Origin of the sequence: Chelativorans alearensis (assembly GCF_010993735.1) — a bacterium.
GTDB lineage: Bacteria > Pseudomonadota > Alphaproteobacteria > Rhizobiales > Rhizobiaceae > Chelativorans > Chelativorans alearense.
In genome coordinates this window covers 70199-86508 of the sequence record NZ_WQNI01000014.1, presented here as the reverse complement: position 1 = coordinate 86508, position 16310 = coordinate 70199, and the positions used below count along the sequence as shown (strand labels likewise).

Here is a 16310-nt window from a genome sequence, read left to right as displayed (position 1 = left end):
CCATCCACGCTCACAGAAGATGAGGCTCAAGCCGAATACCCCATCTTCTGGAAGACAGATGGGCAACGGAATCAGCCCCGAAGCAGTCGTCCATCCGATCTGTCATAGCCACCGCAGTTGGGGCGGACGGGGATTGCAGACAGCACACAAGCTAATGTCCTGTTGTCCTGTAGAAGTCGTCCATTGGCCGATCTGCTACTTATAGTTCTTTGAACCCACCGCCGATGAAATCTTGATAGTTCACTACAACGCTATTCCTCCCGAACGATATGATGCCAAATCCCGCCGGTTCGTCGCTGCGGACGAGATTGGCGCCGGCCATGTCCAGGTCAAACTGGACGTGCGTGCTTTTCAGGACCGTAAATGAATGACGAGGCGTCGCTGTTGAAGCCCGCCCCGTTTAATGCTATATTGCAATTCATTCTCATTTGCAGGAACCATAGATGCTTGAGATTCCCGATTGGCTTCGAGCACGACTGAGCAGGCGCAGCATCTTGGGCGCGGGGATTGCGGCAGCGGGTGGATCCGCCATTGCAGCCGCAGGCACCGCACGGCAACCTGCGCGGGCCGAACATGCCGGCGCCAACCGGCACGGCGAGATGAGTGGTGCCAGCCATGGCTCCAGCCACGGCGCGATGATGACCGTAGGGGAAGTCGACGAAGAGCGAAACGGCTTCGATACGGCGAACATACTGACCGAATGGGAGAGAGGGACCGCCTCGCGCCTGTCCGATGGGCGGGTTCTGCGCACCTTCGAGATCGAGGCCGTCGACAAGGAGATCGAGATCGCACCCGGTATCATGTTTCCGGCCTGGACCTACAATGGCAGGGTGCCGGGCCCGGCACTGCGGGCGACCGAGGGCGAGAGGCTGAAGGTCGTCTTCCGCAACCACGGCTCGCACCCCCACTCGATCCACTTCCACGGCATCCATTCGGCGCGCATGGACGGAATCCCCGGCGCCGGTGTGATCGCGCCGGGTGAGGAGTTCGCCTATGAGTTCGACGCCAGGCCCTTCGGCTGCCACATTTACCACTGCCACGCGCTGCCCCTGAAGCGGCACATCCACAAGGGGCTCTACGGGCTGTTCGTGGTCGATCCCGATTCCGCGCTTCACCCCGAGCACACGCAAGTCGCCCTCTCCCGCCTGCTGGGCACGCCGGAGAACGCCGAGTGGCAGGAACTGGCGATGGTGATGAACGGCTTCGACACCAATTTCGACGACGAGAACGAAGTCTATGCGGTCAACACGGTCGCGCATGCCTATATGAAGCGGCCGATCCCGATACAGCGTGACAAGCCGGTGCGCGTCTACCTCACCAACGCCGTCGAGTTCGATCCGGTCAATTCCTTCCACCTGCACGCCAATTTCTTCGACTACTACGACCACGGCACGACGCTGACACCGACGCTTCGCACGGTCGATACGGTCATGCTGTGCCAGGCGCAGCGCGGCATTCTCGAGTTTTCCTTCAAGGACCACGAGCCGGGGCTCTACATGTTCCACGCACACCAGTCGGAGTTCGCCGAACTGGGCTGGATGAGCTTCTTCGATGTCCGGGAGACGGTGGCATGAACGAGGCACGTCCGCTTACGGCCGGGGCAGTTCCGGTCGAAGCACCGCGATCCCGCGCAGCCCTCATCTGGCTTCTTCTGCCGCTCGCCGTTCTGGCGCTTGCGGTTGCCTGGCTCGTTGCGGCCGATCCGTTGCGCTACTTCGACAACGGCGCGCCGCAGGTGGAGAACCTGACATTCGAGCGGACGGTTCTGTCGTCCAACGGCATCGACATTCTCGTCCGCGCTGGCGGATCGGAACCGATGACCATCGCCCAGGTGCAGGTTGACGACGCCTACTGGCAGTTCACCCAGAGCCCCTCCGGCCCGCTCGCGCGGAGAGAGACCGCCTGGATCCATCTATCCTACCCCTGGGTTCCCGGCGAGGCACATGCGGTGAAGGTCATCACCAATACCGGCGCCACCTTCGAGCATGAGATTGCCGTTGCCGTGCCGACGCCGGTTGCCAATGCGGCAAGCCTCGGCGGCCAGGCGCTTCTGGGCGTCTTCGTCGGCATCGTGCCCATCGCCATTGGATTGATGTTCTATCCGGCGCTGCGAGGCGTCGGGCGCGGCGGCATGAATTTCCTTCTCGCCATGACGGTGGGCCTGCTCGCCTTCCTGATGATCGACGCGGCAGGCGAGGCATTCGAACTTGCGGGTGAGGCGGCCGCTATCTTCCAGGGCCAGGCCATGGTGGTTCTGGCGGCTGCGGCAAGCTTTCTGCTGCTCATGGTAATTGGCCGCCGTGACGGCACACCGGCCGGATTGACACTTGCGACATTCATCGCGCTTGGCATCGGCCTGCACAATCTCGGCGAGGGGCTGGCCATCGGCGCCGCCTTCGCGTCGGGTGCGGCGGGTCTCGGCACCTTTCTGGTGCTCGGCTTCACTTTCCACAACATCACCGAGGGCATCGGCATCGCGGCACCGATGCTGAAGGTCCGCCCGGCGCTGTGGACCTTCCCCTCCCTGACGCTGCTCGCCGGCGGCCCGGCTGTGCTTGGGCTTTGGATCGGAAGCCTCGCCTATGCGCCGCAATGGTCAGCGTTGGCGCTTGCGATCGGCGCGGGCGCCATCCTCCAGGTTGTCGTAGAGGTCACCGTTTACCTCATGAAATCGGACGGGCGCGGTGTCGCAGCCTTATCCTCGTGGCCTGCGCTGTCGGGAGCCGCGTTCGGCGTGGCGTTCATGTACGTGACGGCAATGCTCGTGAAGGTGTAGGGTGCCATCGCGCGACACGGGCGAAGGTGCTGCGAGCAGTAATGTCGCCTGGCGTCTCGTTCGACCAGGACTACCAGTCTCGTTGACAATCCCGCTCGCGCGAGCAACCACGAGTAATGTGTCTCCCTCAGTTGAGGACCAAGTCACGCCGACGGCCTGAAGGGCAGACGGGGTATCCACCGCACATAGACAAGCTCGCTGACCAGTTCGATGATGGTCTGAGTAACCACGACCGCGGGAACAAACGGCACCCCGCCCGGTACCGCGAAGGCCAGCGGGAGGATTACGAGCGAATTGCGCGTGGCGGCGCTGAATGCCACGGCCGGCGTGCCGCCGTCGTCGAGGCCGGCGGCACGCGCGACGAGCCAACCGAACATCGGCGCGACGACAGCATAGGCCATGTAGATCGGCGCTGCGGTCAGCGCCGCGCCCGCAGCATCTCCGATCTGCGGCATGACGGCCGCCAGGACGAGGAAAAGGACAAGGGCCGTCGCCGGCACCGGCAGCAGGCCGAGCGCCGTCGAGATGCGCTTGCCGGCTGGGCTTCGGGCCGCCCAGAGCTGCAAGCCCGCGGCAAGCAGCAGTGGCACGGCGATCAGCCACAGGAACGCGTGGATGAAGGGCTCTGGATGGACGAGACCGGACGCGTCACCGCCGAGCAGCATACGCAGGTAGACCGGCAGCAGAACCATCTGCAACAGCAGGAGCGCCGGCGTCGCCGCCAGCAGCAGCCTGGCATCCCCGCGCCTGAGATGGGTGAACGTCACCACATAGTCGACGCACGGGGTGAGTAGCACGAACAGGACTGCCAGCCGCAGCATCGGCTCGTCGGGCAGAAACTGCACCAGGATCGCCGTCAGCACCGGCATGACCAGGAAGTTGGTCGCAAGGAGCGCGCCGAGGAAACGGGTGTTGCGCAGCGCCGATCCGAGCTCCGCCAGAGGCACCTGAAGGAAGGTGACGAACAGCATGAACGCCAGCGCCGGGTTGATCGCGACCTCGAGCGTGCCTGCGTTCGGCACGCCGAAGCTGGCAAATACCCCGATGAGGATCGCCCCCAGATAGATCGCGACCTGCCGTTTGTCCAGACTAGCCCGAACCTGCTCCACTCACGCCTCCTTTCTCGCCGCCTCGATACTGCCGACGCCTGCTGTCATACACCGCTCCTACCAACCGGATCAGGATCCGCGTACACGGCGCGGGCTTCTCCCATGCTTCATCCTGGCAGCGGCGGCCTTCGCTCCGACTGTCGGCTTCGCGAGGTCTTGCAGAATCGTGCATTCCGGGCCCGGACCGCCGGCACAGACCGTCTCGCAACTCGCGATGAAGCTTTCCATGCTCCGTTCCAGTGCCCTCAGTTCGCACAGTTTGGCCCGCACCGCCATGAGATGCTCTTGCGCCAGGTCGCGCGCTTCCAGACAGGAGCGGTTCGGATCCTCGACAAGCGCCGTCAGCGAACGCACCTGCTCGATGGAAAAGCCGAACTCTCGGCAACGCCGGATCAGGGTCAGTCGCTTGACGTCCTCGTCGTCGTAGCGTCGCTGACCACCGTCCTGGCGATCGGCGCGCGGCAGCAGCCCGATCTCCTCGTAGTAGCGGATGGTCGGCGTGTTCGTGCCGGTACGCTCGGCAAGGTCTCCGATCTTCAACGCGGGCATGGCCAATCTCCTCACGACCCCCTTGAACTTCAAGTTACTTGAAGTCCTATTTTTACGCTAGCAACTGCCGAGGCGTGCCCGATGCGCCCCGGCCAACCACTGGAGTGAAGCCATGGATGCAACAATTTCTGAAGCAGCCGTGATCGCCTGCACCTTGGAGACGGGCGAATTCAGGGAGCGGCTCGACTGGATCGCGGAGCTGAACCAGGCGGCATTGCTGGACTGTCGGCGGGAAGGGCCGCAGCTCGTCCTGACATACCATCCTGATTACGCTGAACGCGTCCGCGAGATGGTCCGCCGGGAACGGCAGTGCTGCGCCTTTCTCGGCTTCGACTTAAAGGAAGAAAAAGAGAGCGTGAGGCTCACCATCAAGGCCCCGCGAGGCATGGCCAACGCCGTCGATGCGATCTTCGAACCGTTCCTGATCAACACAGCTCGGAGCGGCGGCTGCGGATGCACTGAAACCTCGGGTCCGCGAGGAGAAGGCCGTGGCTGTTGAACCCGAGGGCAGATCCTGGTTGCGAGCCGTGGGGATCGGCGTTGCGGTCTCCATCATCACCGCGGCGGTCATGCTCGCACTCGCTTCCACGGGCGTGTCGCCGTTCCCTAAGCCGCCTTCGCTCGCCTTCGCTGAGGCAATTCTCGGGCGAACCTTGCCCTTGCCGGTCGGGCTGTTGTTTCACACCGTCTACGTGACCTTCTGGTCGGTGGTCTATGTGCGATATTTTTCGCGACGGGATATCTGGACCGCGCTGGGTCTTGCTGCGGTTCTTTGGATTGTAATCCTTGCGGTGTTCTTCCCCATCGTCGGATGGGGCCTCGCCGGCCTGTCAGTCAGCCCGAAACTGATCGTGGCGTCCTTCCTGCCCCATCTGCTCTTCGGGCTTCTCCTGTGGGGACTGTATAGGTACCTACCGAAAAAAGCCGCAGCGCACTCACACCGGTCCTGACCGGCCATCGATAGAGAACGCCATTTGATGACAACACGAGCAATGCCCGGATGTCAGCCTTCTGGGCAACAAGCCAGCCCGCTCGGACGCACCCCTATTCTGACGACGACCAAGCGCGTGCGGTGGCGGCCGCGACGGCGAGCGTGGCGGTCGTTCCGTCCGCCTCACCCTTTTCGAAATCTCCTTCCGTCTGCGCCATGGTGTTCGTCACATGGGCAAAGCAGATGACCGAGCGGTTCATCGCCGTGGCGAAGGCGTAGAGCGCGGCGGCTTCCATCTCCACGGCGAACACACCCGCCGCACGGGCGGTTGCGATCGCGGCCTCTGTTTCCCGATAAGGCGCATCCGTCGTCCAGGTGGCGCCGCGATGAGCCGCAATGTCCGAAAGCTCCGAGAGGCTACCTCAACGCGTGCCAGTAGTCCTGCGTCGGGAGCCTCGGCGAATTTGGCCGCCGGATGATAATGATAGCTCGTCCCCTCGTCGCGCAGGGCGCGGTCGATCAGCACGAAATAGGGCGTTGGCCCGTTGTCGATGATCTGCCCGGCTGACGTAACGCTGATCAGCAGCCGGCAGCCCGACGCAATGAGCTGTTCGGCCACGAGCACCGCGAAGGGCGCACCGACGGCGCACCCGATGACACTGGTCTCACCGACGCCATCGAGATCGAACGTCAGCAACTCGGTGTGATAGCAGGCCCACCCTTCGTGGACTCGCCCGTTGCCAGTTTTTGTCAGGTACCGCGCTACATCGCCATCGGGATCCAAGATGCAGACTTCGGGAACGGCTGCGAGCGGCGGCCCCTTCTGCCGCCGCGCCTCGCGCAGCAGCGCTTCCGGCCGGAATACCGAGGCTGCGGTGTGGTCCTTGCCGTTCACGATCGGCCATTCGGACGACTTCCGATCCGTTGAGCTCACCGCCTGTTCCCCCTCAGCCGACCGCTTCGACCGGCAGGCCCGCCGCCCGCCATTCGGGCAGACCGTCCTCCAAGCGCCGCACCTTGAAGCCGCGGGCACGCAGCGCCGCGACAGCCTCGAACGACAGCACGCACCACGGACCGCGGCAATACGCAACGATCTCGTGATCCGAATCGAGCTCGGCGAGCCGCGCTTCCAATTCGCTCAGGGGAATGTTGACGGCGCCTGGCAGATGCCCAACCGCAAATTCATCGGGCGGGCGAACATCGAGCACCGTGACCAGATCATCGCGCGTTCTCTCCAGCAACTCGTCGCGCGAGACGGGCTCCATACTGTCGCGTTCATCGAAATAGATCTGCCGGATGCGATCGACCTCCGCAAGGTTGCGCGTTGCAACGCCCGACAGTGCCGCCACCAGGGCAAGCACACCGTCGTCAGCAAGACGGTAGAGCACGAATTTGCCGTCCCGGCGCGAAGAGGCCAGCCCCGCCCTTCTGAGCTGCTGGAGGTGATGTGAGGTGTTGGCAACCGACAGGCCGACGCGTTCGGCCAACGTCTCCACCGCACGTTCGCCCTGTGCCAAATGTTCCAGTATTTCCAGCCGGTGCTGCGACCCGAGCGCGCGGGCGACCGATGCGAATTCTTCGTAAAGCGCCTGTTTCGGGCCGATTGACATTCCCATGGTTCCTGCGATAGTTCATTCAAATAATCATTTGAATATGAAATAGAGTACCGTATCCCGCAAGGCGCCGCAATGACCGAACTCATCCTGGCCAACGAACCGCTGATCCGCTTGGGGCTGTTTCTCGGCATCCTTCTGGCCATGGTGCTGTGGGAGGTGGCAGCACCGCGCCGCCGACGGGAAATCCCCCGACTCATCCGCTGGAGCAATAATCTCGGCATCGTTGTCGTCGACACGCTCCTTGTGCGGCTTACCTTCCCCATCGTCGCAGTCGGGCTCGCCGTCATCGCCCAGGAACGCGGCTGGGGGCTGTTCAATGTCTTTGAAGCGCCCGCCTGGATCGCCTTCATCGTTTCGATGTTGGCGCTCGATCTCGCCATCTATCTACAGCATGTAATGCTCCATGCAGTGCCGGCCCTGTGGAGGCTGCACCGCATGCATCACGCCGACCTAGAATTCGACGTTTCCACCGGGCTGCGTTTCCATCCCGTGGAGATCCTGCTGTCGATGGGCATCAAGCTCGCGGTCGTCGCTGCCCTCGGGCCGCCAGCGGTCGCGGTGTTGATCTTCGAGGTGCTGCTAAACGCCACCTCAATGTTCAATCATTCGAACATCAATATCCCACCCGCGATCGACCGCATCCTGCGACTGATCGTGGTGACGCCAGACATGCACCGGGTTCACCACTCGATTCATCCGAGTGAGACGAACAGCAATTTCGGCTTCAACCTGCCCTGGTGGGACCGGCTGCTGGGCACGTACCGGCCGCAGCCGCGGGAGGGCCACGAGGCCATGACCATCGGGATCGAGCAATTCCGCGCCCGCCGCGACCTGTGGCTCGACCGGATGTTGATCCAGCCGCTCATCGGTCCGGCCAGCGGCTATCCGATCAACCGTGAGAGAAGAAAGGGGGACCAGTGAACGCCCGGCGCCTTCTTCCGCGTCTCGTCCTTCTTGCCGGTTTGGCGGCGGTCATCATCTGGGCGGCGTTGAACCGCGATCGGCTTGACCTTGCCGCGCTCGACACTTGGCTTTCCGGACTCGGACTCCTAGCCCCGCTGGCCTATCTCGCTCTCTTTGCTGTCGGAACGGTCGCCTTCCTGCCGGGCGCCCTGTTTGCGCTGGCGGGCGGCGCCCTGTTCGGCCCGGTCTGGGGCTCGCTCCTCAATCTGGTGGGTGCGACGATCGGGGCGAGCCTTGCCTTCCTCATCGCCCGCTATCTCGCCGGCCATTGGGTGGCGGCGCGGACCGGCGGGCGGCTGAAGCGGCTGACCGAAGGTGTGGAAGCTGAGGGCTGGCGTTTCGTCGCCTTCGTGCGGCTCGTGCCGCTGTTCCCCTTCAACTTGACGAACTACGCGCTCGGTCTCACGCGCGTCCGATTCACTGCCTATGTCATGACGTCCTTCATCTGCATGGCGCCGGGCGCAATTGCCTATACCTGGCTCGGCCATGCCGGACGCGAAGCGATTATCGGCGACGCCTCGGCGATCCGTTACGGTCTGCTGGCACTCGGGCTGCTCGCGGCAATCGCGTTCCTGCCACGGCTGGTCCGTCGATTACGCGGCGAAAGACCCGGGTGGATCGTAACGGATGAACTGGCGCGCAGGCTTGGAGGCGACGGCGTCACTATCATCGATGTCCGTTCGCCCGAGGAGTTCATAGGCTCCCTCGGTCATATCGACACCGCGCTCAACATTCCGCTCGGCGAACTGCCCGATCGTTTGACCGAGATCAGAGCATTTCGGGACCGGCCTGTCATTGTGGTGTGCAAGACGGACAAGCGTTCCGCGGCCGCCACGGTGATGCTCGGCGACGCCGGTTTCCGCGATGTCAGCGTCCTGCGCGGCGGAATGGAGCAGTGGAACCGTGACGGCAGGCCGGTGGGGAAAGGCGGCGCAGTCGAACCGGCCCGGTAGCATCTGTCCGTCGCCGCCGCCCGGTACAACACCCGAAAGAGCAGGAACATGACACGAATTCCGCTTTCGATTGCAGCCCTCACAGACACCGCCATTGCCCTTCTGCCAAGTGCGGCGTGGGCACAAGGATCCCCCGATTTCGACCGCTATGGCTGGGGACCGCACATGATGGGATGGGGCGGCGGATGGTTCGGAATGATCTTCGGGCCGATCTTCATGATCCTTGTGCTCGCCCTGGTGATCGCGGTCGCGGTTCTCCTCGTGCGCTGGCTCGGCGGACCAGGGAATACCGCCGCCGCGCCACACCAGCCGCCGCCCACGCGCACGCCGCTCGACATCCTCAAGGAGCGCTTCGCGCGCGGCGAAATCGACAGGGAGGAGTTCGAGGAGCGCCGCCGCACCCTCGGCGAATGACCCCCTGCGCCCAAAACCGGAGAAAACGCGCATGAAGACCCTGTTCATCCTCAACGACCCGCCCTACGGCACCGAGCGCTGCTACAACGCGCTACGCCTTGCCCATACGCTGCTCAAGAAAGATCCGGAAGCGGAGGTCTCGGTGTTCCTGATGGCCGATGCGGCGATCGCCGCGCGCAAGGGCCAGAAAACGCCCGATGGCTATTACGACATGGAACGCATACCGAAGCGCGTGCTCGCGAAAGGCGCCGTGTTGCTGTGCGGCACCTGCATGGACGCGCGCGCCATGACCGACGACGATGTCATGGATGGCGCCAGGCACAGCACCATGGATGAACTCGGGGACGCGACGTTCGCCGCCGACAAGGTTCTGGTGTTCTGAGCTATGCGGAAAATCTATCTCGATTATAACGCCAGCACGCCAATCGATCCGGCGGTCGCCAACGCCATGCGGCCGTTCCTTGAGGAAGCCTTCGGCAATCCCTCCAGCGGCCATTGGGCGAGCACGCCGGCCAAGGCCGCGTTGGAGCAGGCCCGTTCTCAAGTCGCCGCGTTGCTCGGCTCAGCACCCGGAGAAATCGTGTTCACGAGCGGTGGCAGTGAAGCCAACAACCTGGCGATCAAGGGCACGTTCTTCGCGCTCCGCAAGAAGGGCGATCACATGATCACGACCGCGGTCGAGCATCCGGCCGTCCTTGCCCCCTGCCGGTTTCTCGAGCGGCTCGGCGCGACGGTCACCTATCTGCCGGTGGACTCGACGGGCCGTGTCGACCCGATGACGTGCAACGGGCCATTACTCCGCACACCGTCCTGATCAGCGTCATGCATGCCAACAACGAGGTCGGCACGATCCAGCCGATCGAGGAGATCGGCGCCATTGCTCAAGAGCATGGCACCTGTTTTCACACAGACGCGGCGCAATCGGTGGGCAAGATCCCGACCAGAGTGGATACGCTCGGCGTCGACCTGCTCACGATCGCCGGTCATAAGCTCTATGCGCCGAAGGGTGTCGGAGCGCTCTATGTCCGCAGCGGTGTCGAATTGGAGCCCCTGATTCACGGCGCCGGCCATGAGGGCGGCAGGCGCGCCGGCACCGAAAGCGCATTGCTCGCCGCCGGTTTGGGCGCGGCCTGTGCATTGGTGCAGGACCTGGCGCCGATGGAGCGGGCTCGCGCGCTGCGTGATCGCTTCTGGGGCGCGCTGCAGGACCGCTTCGGCGATCGCGTGGTGCTGAACGGCCCTTCTGAGCATCGCCTGCCGAACACGCTCAACGTCTCCTTCGTCGGCGTGATCGGGGCCGACGTGCTCGCGGGGCTCGATGGGGTGGCGGCATCGACCGGTTCGGCGTGCCATTCGGGGCGGATCGAGCTTTCGCCGGTGCTTGCGGCCATGGCTGTGCCGGAGAAGGTCGGGATGGGCGTCGTGCGTTTTAGTCTCGGTCGGCAAACGACGGATACAGAGATCGACACCGTCGTCGCGCAGCTCGCGCGGGCACCCGCATTGTCAGCCTGAAGCGCGTGGCGGAACCAAAGGCATTGGTGGACAGCGCTTCTCTCGCCGGCTCCTATGCGCGCTGGCGAAGCAGCCCGCTCGGCCAGATTACCGACCGGCTTGAGGAGAGCCTCCTTCAGGGACTGCTGGGGCGATGTCGATCAGTTGGATGTCCTCGATGTCGGATGCGGCGATGGCGCGCGGGCCGTCACTCCAGCGGCAGAGCCCAACCAAGCGCGTGTTCGTGGTTGGTTGCGGGTTGATTTGAACCTAAATGCTAAGTGATTGATTTTTTTGATGTTTGTTTTGCGGCGAGTAACGCGGCCAAAAACCCCAGCAACCCATTGAGTTTACTGGAGTTTCTGGCTCGAGCTGGTTGCGGGGCCCGCAACCACATACGCTCCAGCGCTCCCGACTGCGATCAATCCCTCCCAACCTAAAACAAGCGGTCCATGCTGGTGCGCAAGCTCCACTGTTGCGCGTTGGGGTTCGCGTGTCGGGTTGACCACCCAGAGTGCCCTCCTATTCTCGCTCGCATGCAACCGTGCCTGAATGGACGGATTCGACAGACGCACATGCTGCGTTTTTCCGGTCCATGAAAAGGCCTTAGCGAAGTAGCGCCGGTTTGCCTCACCTATCGTCTTGAAATAGCCGACGCCCGGATGGTGTCGACGAGCAAGGTACGGCCCGCCATAGGCATGCTCGACAACGGCAATCCGCCCGTCGTCAAAGCGCCCGCGCTCGATCCCACCCTGGGGAGCACCGGGCGAAGCTGCACTCGACGAACCCGATCGAGCGCCTCAATGGCGAGATCAAGCGGCGAACCGTCGTCGTCGGCATCTTCCCGAATTCAGCCTGCCAGCAGTGGCACGCTGATCATTCCGGCCCTGCCGGAGAGCACGGCGACCAAGGCCGTCAGCTACACCACCTCAGTGGGCACGATCTGTTGTCGTTCCGCTCGTCTGCTTGCATTTGCCGTAGGAGCGGCGAAGAAGCGACGCTGTGGGCGACAGCAGCTATCTCTAACGTGCAGCTTTGGTAAGCGACTTCCTTCCGGGAAGCCGATCACGGAGTTCGTTCGTGATGACGAGTCTTAAGTAGCCCGGGCGGTATTTGGCTCCGGCATCGTCCTATATGTCGAGTCTCACCGGTCCGTTCTTCGTTTTCCTCGTGCTCAGACCGGAAAATGCAGAGGGCCGTCCTGGACCGTGACCCGACGCAGTTCCGTGAACTCGGCTATGCCCGCCTTGCCCCCAAACTGCAGCGCCTTGAAGTTCTGAGCTATACGGCCTCGTACGCAAGAGCTTCTATTCGCCGCCCGCCTTGTGCTTCAAAGAGATGGATATGCGCGGTATCGAACACCAGGTCAACGCTTTCACCCGTCCGGGATACCCGTCCTGGCGTGAGCCGTGCCGTTAGTTCCACACCGGCAAGATCGCATAGCGCCATCACGTCCGACCCCAGTGGCTCCAGGATTTTGGTCGTCGCCGGAAACGTCATCGAGTCTCCATGCGCACGAAACTGGGACGGCTCTAGATGCTCGGGGCGGATACCGAGAACCACATCGGCGCCATTCTGCACCCGATATTGCGGCAGCGCGATGCGTAAATCTCCGTGGATGACGGCTTTGGCCTTGTCGCCTTCGACCACATAGCGGGCCTTGACCATATTCATGGCCGGCGAGCCGATGAACTCGGCGACGAAGAGATTGGCCGGACGCTCGTAAAGCTCGAAGGGTGTGCCCACCTGCTCGATATAGCCGTTGCGCAGAACCGTGATCCGGTCCGCCAGCGTCATCGCCTCCACCTGGTCGTGCGTGACGTAGATGGTCGTGGTTTTTAGAAGCGCATGCAGCCGTTTGATCTGTGTGCGCATGTCGACACGCAGTTTCGCGTCCAGGTTGGACAGCGGTTCGTCGAAGAGAAAGGCTGAAGGCCGCCGGACGATTGCTCGCCCCATTGCCACCCGCTGGCGCTGCCCGCCTGAGAGCTGGCCGGGCTTGCGATCGAGAAGCGGCGCGATCTGCAGGATATCCGCCGCCTCAGCCAGCTTTTCCTCGACCTCCGCATCCGGCGCCTTCCGCATTCTCAGCCCAAACGCCATGTTTTCACGTACGGTCATGTGCGGGTAAAGCGCATAATCCTGAAAGACCATGGCGATGTCCCGGTAGCGCGGCTCGAGCGCGTTCATCAGCTTGTTGCCAATCAGGACTTCCCCGTCGGTGACTGTCTCCAGACCGGCCACCATGCGAAGCAAGGTGCTCTTGCCACAGCCCGACGGTCCCACGAACACCATGAATTCGTGGTCAGCGATCTCAAGCGACACGCCATGGATAACCTCCACGCCTCCATAGCTCTTGATCAGGTCTTTCAGCTCAATCGTGGCCATGCGCGCCGCATTCCCTCCATTGGCACTTGCTTTATCGTTATCGTTATTGATAATGATAAAGGAATGAGATGCAAGCGACAATAGGCGGGCCAATGGCACTTGCCATGATCGGCAAAAAGGGACGTGAGGCGACCGCGCGGGTGTCGAAAAGCGCCGAGGTCTTTGAGGGTATAAAGCGGGCTATCATGCTCGGTGAAATCGCGCCGGGGGAGACTCTCTTAGAACTGGAACTCGCCGAATATTTCGGATGCAGCCAGGGGCCGGTGCGCGAGGCCCTCCTGAACCTCCAGGACGAAGGATTCGTGGTCCGCATGGGGCACAGGGGCACACGCGTGTCCGACTGCACGAGGGACGAGGCCGTGGAGATGTTCCGCCTGCGCCATGGAATCGAAACGCGCGGCATTTGCCGGGCTGTTCGGCGAATCAACGACAGGGAGCTTGAGGAGCTGCGCCGTTACCTCGCGGCGATGATCAAAGCCGCCCACGCGAAGGACGAATACGCCCTCGCCGATTTCGACCGCAGTTTTCATATGTCTCTATTCCGGGCCGCCGGCCTGCCGGCGGTCGAGCCGCTGCTTTCGCGCTGCATTCTGCACAACCAGCGCTTCAAGATCCTGCACAGCGGCGAGCAGCGGGACCTCAACGTCACCGCGCGCCGTCACGAGACGATCATCGAGGCGCTCGAATCCCGTGACGAAGAAGCCGCCGTGCGGGCCATCGGCCATCACGTCGCGACCATCGTCGATTTCGGCCCCGCCCTTTTCGAGCAACCTTCCGACGAGGAAAAGGCATGACCGGGCCGGCCGATCCATTGGGTGCGCATCTCCCCGAGCCGACGGCACAGATGCAAGCCCTCATCGAGCGCCTCAAGGCGCAGGACGAGGGCCTGCCGGACCCTTTCACGCTGCCACTCAATCAGGCGCGCGCGCAATTCGAGCGGAACAACCGCCGCTGGAACTTCGAACTGCCGGGAATTGCAACGGCGGAGGAAATTGCGCTGCCGGCCGTCCCGGGCTCCGACGAGATAAAGGCCACTCTGCGCGTTCCTTTCTATCCCCGGCCCGGCTTCATCCTTTATCTCCACAGCGGCGGCTGGATGTTCGGCTCGCCGCACACCCATGAACGCGCCATCCGATATCTGGTGAAGACGTGCCGGATGGCGGTGATCGTCCCCCTACTACCGCCACTCGCCCGAAGCACCCTTTCCCGCCGGACTGGAGGACCGCAAGGCGGCATGGCGCGCCGCGCACGCAGCCTACACCGAACGCGGCATCGAAGCGGGCCCGACCGGCATTTCAGGAGACTCGGCCGGCGCCAACCTCGCATGGCGACCATGCTGAGCGCCCGGCGGGACAGCGGGCCTCTGCCCGACTTCGCAATGCTGTTTTATGGCGTCTACGGCGTCAATTTCACGACACCATCCTACAGCATGCCGGATCCGCTCTATGGGCTCACAGCCGAGCGCATGAAGACCTACTGGGATCGTTACGCTCCGGATCCCACCATGCGCAGCGATCCCCTGGCCGCCCCGCTCAACGCTCCGGACGAGGAACTGGCAGCCCTTCCGCCCCTCTATCTCAACACAGCCGAACTCGACCCGCTTCGGGACGACACACTCCGCCTGCACGAACGTCTCAGGCCTTGGGGCGTGACGACGCTTGCCACCTGCATCGCGGCGTCGTGCACGGCTTTATGCAGATGACCGTGGCGCTTGAGGAGGCGCGCACAGCCTTTGCTCTGGCCTCAAACTGGCTCGAAACAGCCAGATATTTATCAAACCAAGGGAGGAAATGATGAGAGGAACCCTGAAAACCCTGGCGCTGGCGGCGTCGGTATTGGCGATGGCGGGTCTCGCCCACGCGGATTCGACCGTCCGGTTCTGGTACCACTTCGACAATCCGGACAACCCGATGGATGAGCTCATCGCCAAGTTCGAGGAAGAGAACCCGGACATTACCGTCGAAGCCGAGAACGTGCCGTGGAACAGCTATTACGACAATCTGTATACGGCGATCGTCGGTGGCGGTGCGCCGGATGCCGCCATGGTCAAGCTCTTCGCACAGCCGCGCCTTGTCGAAATGGGCGCCCTTGAGCCGCTCGACAGTTGGCTGGCCGAATGGGACGGCAAGGACGACCTGCTCGACAACATTCTGGACGTCAATGCGGGCCCGGACGGCAACCAGTATTACCTGCCGGTGCAATATGTGGTGCTCTATCTCTACTACCGCGCCGACATGCTCGAGGAGGCCGGTCTCGAACCGCCTCGGACCTGCGAAGACTTCCTTACCGCTGCGAAGACTCTGACCCAAGACACCAACGGTGACGGCAATAACGACGTCTACGGCTTCGGCTTCCGCGGCGGCCCGGGCGGCCAGGACCATTGGGCGAGCCTGGTATTGTCCCACGAGGCCGTTTCGCTCGACGGTGACGGCGGCTTGACCAACGAGACCGCCATCGAGGCCAATCAGTGGGTCATCGACCTGCACCGTGAGCACGGCGTGTTCCCGCCTTCGGCTCCGAATGACGGGTTCCAGGAGACCATCGCCGCCTTTCAGCAGGGCCGTACGGCGATGACGATCCATCATATAGGCTCCTCCAATGCCATGGTCGAGGCGCTTGGCGATAAGGTGTCCGCAGCACCGGTACCCGAATGCGGCGGCGGGCGCTGGACCGCCTTTGGCGACGAGTCCCTGGCTGTGTTTTCCTCGGCCGAAGACAAGGAAGCGGCCTGGAAGTGGATCTCCTTCCTATCCTCCAGCGAGAACAATGCGCTCTTCAACGAAGCGACCGGCCAGCTGCCCGTGACCAAATCGGATGCGGAGAACTGGCAAAACCACGAGCAGCGCTTCGTGGATGCGACCATGAACTCTCTGCCCTTCGCAGAGACCCTTCCGGCAACGGGCGCGACCTCGGATTTCGTGGACAATGTCTGGCCGCGCGCCATGCAGCGAGCCCTTCTGAGCGAAATCACCTCCGAAGAGATGATGCGTCAGTTCGAGGAACTCTACACGTCCGAATAAAGGCCCATCAGCAGCCGGGCAATGGTCCGGCTGCCCCTCCGCAAATTGGTTTCAATCATGTCCTCAGCAGCCAGCACAATACCGCACGGCCGCAGGAGAT

16 protein-coding genes and 3 pseudogenes are annotated in these 16310 nt (G+C 63.0%); 13 read left to right on the top strand and 6 right to left on the bottom strand.

All coding sequences use genetic code 11. The features are described 5' to 3' along the window. Positions 1 to 443 precede the first annotated feature (443 nt). Together GPJ75_RS21200 and GPJ75_RS21195 are read left to right on the top strand one after the other, a co-directional pair. A complete protein-coding gene (locus tag GPJ75_RS21200; protein ID WP_163271072.1) occupies positions 444 to 1574 on the top strand; it encodes a multicopper oxidase domain-containing protein in 1131 nt (376 codons plus the stop codon). Next, positions 1571 to 2776, top strand: coding sequence for a ZIP family metal transporter (locus GPJ75_RS21195; protein ID WP_205602600.1), 1206 nt, complete (start codon positions 1571 to 1573; stop codon positions 2774 to 2776). Before GPJ75_RS21200 ends, GPJ75_RS21195 begins: the two co-directional genes overlap by 4 nt. A gap of 143 nt (positions 2777 to 2919) precedes the next feature. Here GPJ75_RS21195 and GPJ75_RS21190 read toward each other — a convergent pair whose 3' ends face one another. After that, complete coding sequence (locus GPJ75_RS21190) at positions 2920 to 3885, bottom strand: arsenic resistance protein (protein WP_163271070.1); 966 nt, start codon at positions 3883 to 3885, stop codon at positions 2920 to 2922. 69 nt (positions 3886 to 3954) lie between these two features. Further along, positions 3955 to 4434, bottom strand: coding sequence for a MerR family transcriptional regulator (locus GPJ75_RS21185; RefSeq protein WP_163271068.1), 480 nt, complete (start codon positions 4432 to 4434; stop codon positions 3955 to 3957). A 112-nt stretch (positions 4435 to 4546) separates the two neighbouring features. Between GPJ75_RS21185 and GPJ75_RS21180 the strand changes: the two genes are divergently transcribed. Next, positions 4547 to 4933: a hypothetical protein gene (locus GPJ75_RS21180; RefSeq protein ID WP_163271066.1), complete on the top strand. Its 387-nt coding sequence runs from the start codon at positions 4547 to 4549 to the stop codon at positions 4931 to 4933. After that, the gene (locus tag GPJ75_RS21175) at positions 4923 to 5384 is read left to right on the top strand and encodes a hypothetical protein (RefSeq protein ID WP_163271064.1); all 462 of its coding nucleotides are present in this window, start codon (positions 4923 to 4925) and stop codon (positions 5382 to 5384) included. Before GPJ75_RS21180 ends, GPJ75_RS21175 begins: the two co-directional genes overlap by 11 nt. Before the next feature lie 94 nt (positions 5385 to 5478). Here GPJ75_RS21175 and GPJ75_RS27470 read toward each other — a convergent pair whose 3' ends face one another. The 3 genes and pseudogenes from GPJ75_RS27470 to GPJ75_RS21165 form a co-directional block, all read right to left on the bottom strand. Next, positions 5479 to 5763, bottom strand: coding sequence for a phosphorylase family protein (locus tag GPJ75_RS27470; protein ID WP_246249189.1), 285 nt, complete (start codon positions 5761 to 5763; stop codon positions 5479 to 5481). A gap of 80 nt (positions 5764 to 5843) precedes the next feature. Beyond that, positions 5844 to 6260 (bottom strand): annotated as a pseudogene (locus GPJ75_RS27675) (nucleoside phosphorylase-I family protein); the annotation flags it as partial. A 52-nt stretch (positions 6261 to 6312) separates the two neighbouring features. Beyond that, a complete protein-coding gene (locus GPJ75_RS21165) occupies positions 6313 to 6975 on the bottom strand; it encodes an ArsR/SmtB family transcription factor (RefSeq protein ID WP_163271062.1) in 663 nt (220 codons plus the stop codon). Between the two features lie 78 nt (positions 6976 to 7053). On the opposite strand from GPJ75_RS21165, the gene GPJ75_RS21160 reads away from it, so the two are divergent. From GPJ75_RS21160 to GPJ75_RS21135, 6 genes and pseudogenes are all read left to right on the top strand, one after another. Then, on the top strand, positions 7054 to 7902 hold the full coding sequence (locus GPJ75_RS21160; RefSeq protein WP_163271060.1) for a sterol desaturase family protein: 849 nt from the start codon (positions 7054 to 7056) through the stop codon (positions 7900 to 7902). Continuing rightward, positions 7899 to 8897 carry a VTT domain-containing protein gene (locus tag GPJ75_RS21155; protein ID WP_163271058.1) on the top strand — a complete coding sequence of 333 codons (999 nt, stop codon included), beginning with the start codon at positions 7899 to 7901 and terminating at the stop codon, positions 8895 to 8897. The genes GPJ75_RS21160 and GPJ75_RS21155 overlap by 4 nt, the downstream gene beginning before the upstream one ends. A 48-nt stretch (positions 8898 to 8945) precedes the next feature. Next, positions 8946 to 9311, top strand: coding sequence for an SHOCT domain-containing protein (locus GPJ75_RS21150; protein ID WP_163271056.1), 366 nt, complete (start codon positions 8946 to 8948; stop codon positions 9309 to 9311). A gap of 31 nt (positions 9312 to 9342) precedes the next feature. Continuing rightward, positions 9343 to 9693 (top strand): DsrE/DsrF/TusD sulfur relay family protein, encoded by a 351-nt coding sequence (locus GPJ75_RS21145; protein ID WP_163271054.1) that lies wholly within the window; start codon positions 9343 to 9345, stop codon positions 9691 to 9693. A gap of 3 nt (positions 9694 to 9696) precedes the next feature. Further along, positions 9697 to 10823: pseudogene (locus tag GPJ75_RS27760) on the top strand (cysteine desulfurase family protein). A gap of 730 nt (positions 10824 to 11553) precedes the next feature. Then, positions 11554 to 11658 (top strand): annotated as a pseudogene (locus GPJ75_RS21135) (transposase); the annotation flags it as partial. A 425-nt stretch (positions 11659 to 12083) separates the two neighbouring features. On the opposite strand, the gene GPJ75_RS21130 reads toward GPJ75_RS21135, so the two are convergent. After that, a complete protein-coding gene (locus GPJ75_RS21130; RefSeq protein ID WP_163271052.1) occupies positions 12084 to 13190 on the bottom strand; it encodes an ABC transporter ATP-binding protein in 1107 nt (368 codons plus the stop codon). Between the two features lie 92 nt (positions 13191 to 13282). Here GPJ75_RS21130 and GPJ75_RS21125 point away from each other — a divergent pair, with 92 nt between their 5' ends. From GPJ75_RS21125 to GPJ75_RS21115, 3 genes are all read left to right on the top strand, one after another. Further along, a complete protein-coding gene (locus GPJ75_RS21125; protein WP_246249168.1) occupies positions 13283 to 13984 on the top strand; it encodes a GntR family transcriptional regulator in 702 nt (233 codons plus the stop codon). Then, positions 13981 to 14892 (top strand): alpha/beta hydrolase fold domain-containing protein, encoded by a 912-nt coding sequence (locus GPJ75_RS21120; protein ID WP_205602599.1) that lies wholly within the window; start codon positions 13981 to 13983, stop codon positions 14890 to 14892. Before GPJ75_RS21125 ends, GPJ75_RS21120 begins: the two co-directional genes overlap by 4 nt. Before the next feature lie 88 nt (positions 14893 to 14980). Next, a complete protein-coding gene (locus GPJ75_RS21115) occupies positions 14981 to 16210 on the top strand; it encodes an ABC transporter substrate-binding protein (protein WP_246249167.1) in 1230 nt (409 codons plus the stop codon). Positions 16211 to 16310 lie beyond the last annotated feature (100 nt).

Excerpts from the sequence above, each read along its gene's own strand:
- GPJ75_RS21120 (WP_205602599.1), top strand. The coding sequence starts at position 13,981 with ATGACCGGGCCGGCCGATCCATTGGGTGCGCATCTCCCCGAGCCGACG.
- GPJ75_RS21150 (WP_163271056.1), top strand. The coding sequence starts at position 8,946 with ATGACACGAATTCCGCTTTCGATTGCAGCCCTCACAGACACCGCCATT.
- GPJ75_RS21165 (WP_163271062.1), bottom strand. The coding sequence starts at position 6,975 with ATGTCAATCGGCCCGAAACAGGCGCTTTACGAAGAATTCGCATCGGTC.
- GPJ75_RS21185 (WP_163271068.1), bottom strand. The coding sequence starts at position 4,434 with ATGCCCGCGTTGAAGATCGGAGACCTTGCCGAGCGTACCGGCACGAAC.
- GPJ75_RS21115 (WP_246249167.1), top strand. The coding sequence starts at position 14,981 with ATGATGAGAGGAACCCTGAAAACCCTGGCGCTGGCGGCGTCGGTATTG.
- GPJ75_RS21160 (WP_163271060.1), top strand. The coding sequence starts at position 7,054 with ATGACCGAACTCATCCTGGCCAACGAACCGCTGATCCGCTTGGGGCTG.
- GPJ75_RS21200 (WP_163271072.1), top strand. The coding sequence starts at position 444 with ATGCTTGAGATTCCCGATTGGCTTCGAGCACGACTGAGCAGGCGCAGC.
- GPJ75_RS21145 (WP_163271054.1), top strand. The coding sequence starts at position 9,343 with ATGAAGACCCTGTTCATCCTCAACGACCCGCCCTACGGCACCGAGCGC.
- GPJ75_RS21130 (WP_163271052.1), bottom strand. The coding sequence starts at position 13,190 with ATGGCCACGATTGAGCTGAAAGACCTGATCAAGAGCTATGGAGGCGTG.
- GPJ75_RS21195 (WP_205602600.1), top strand. The coding sequence starts at position 1,571 with ATGAACGAGGCACGTCCGCTTACGGCCGGGGCAGTTCCGGTCGAAGCA.
- GPJ75_RS21180 (WP_163271066.1), top strand. The coding sequence starts at position 4,547 with ATGGATGCAACAATTTCTGAAGCAGCCGTGATCGCCTGCACCTTGGAG.
- GPJ75_RS21125 (WP_246249168.1), top strand. The coding sequence starts at position 13,283 with ATGGCACTTGCCATGATCGGCAAAAAGGGACGTGAGGCGACCGCGCGG.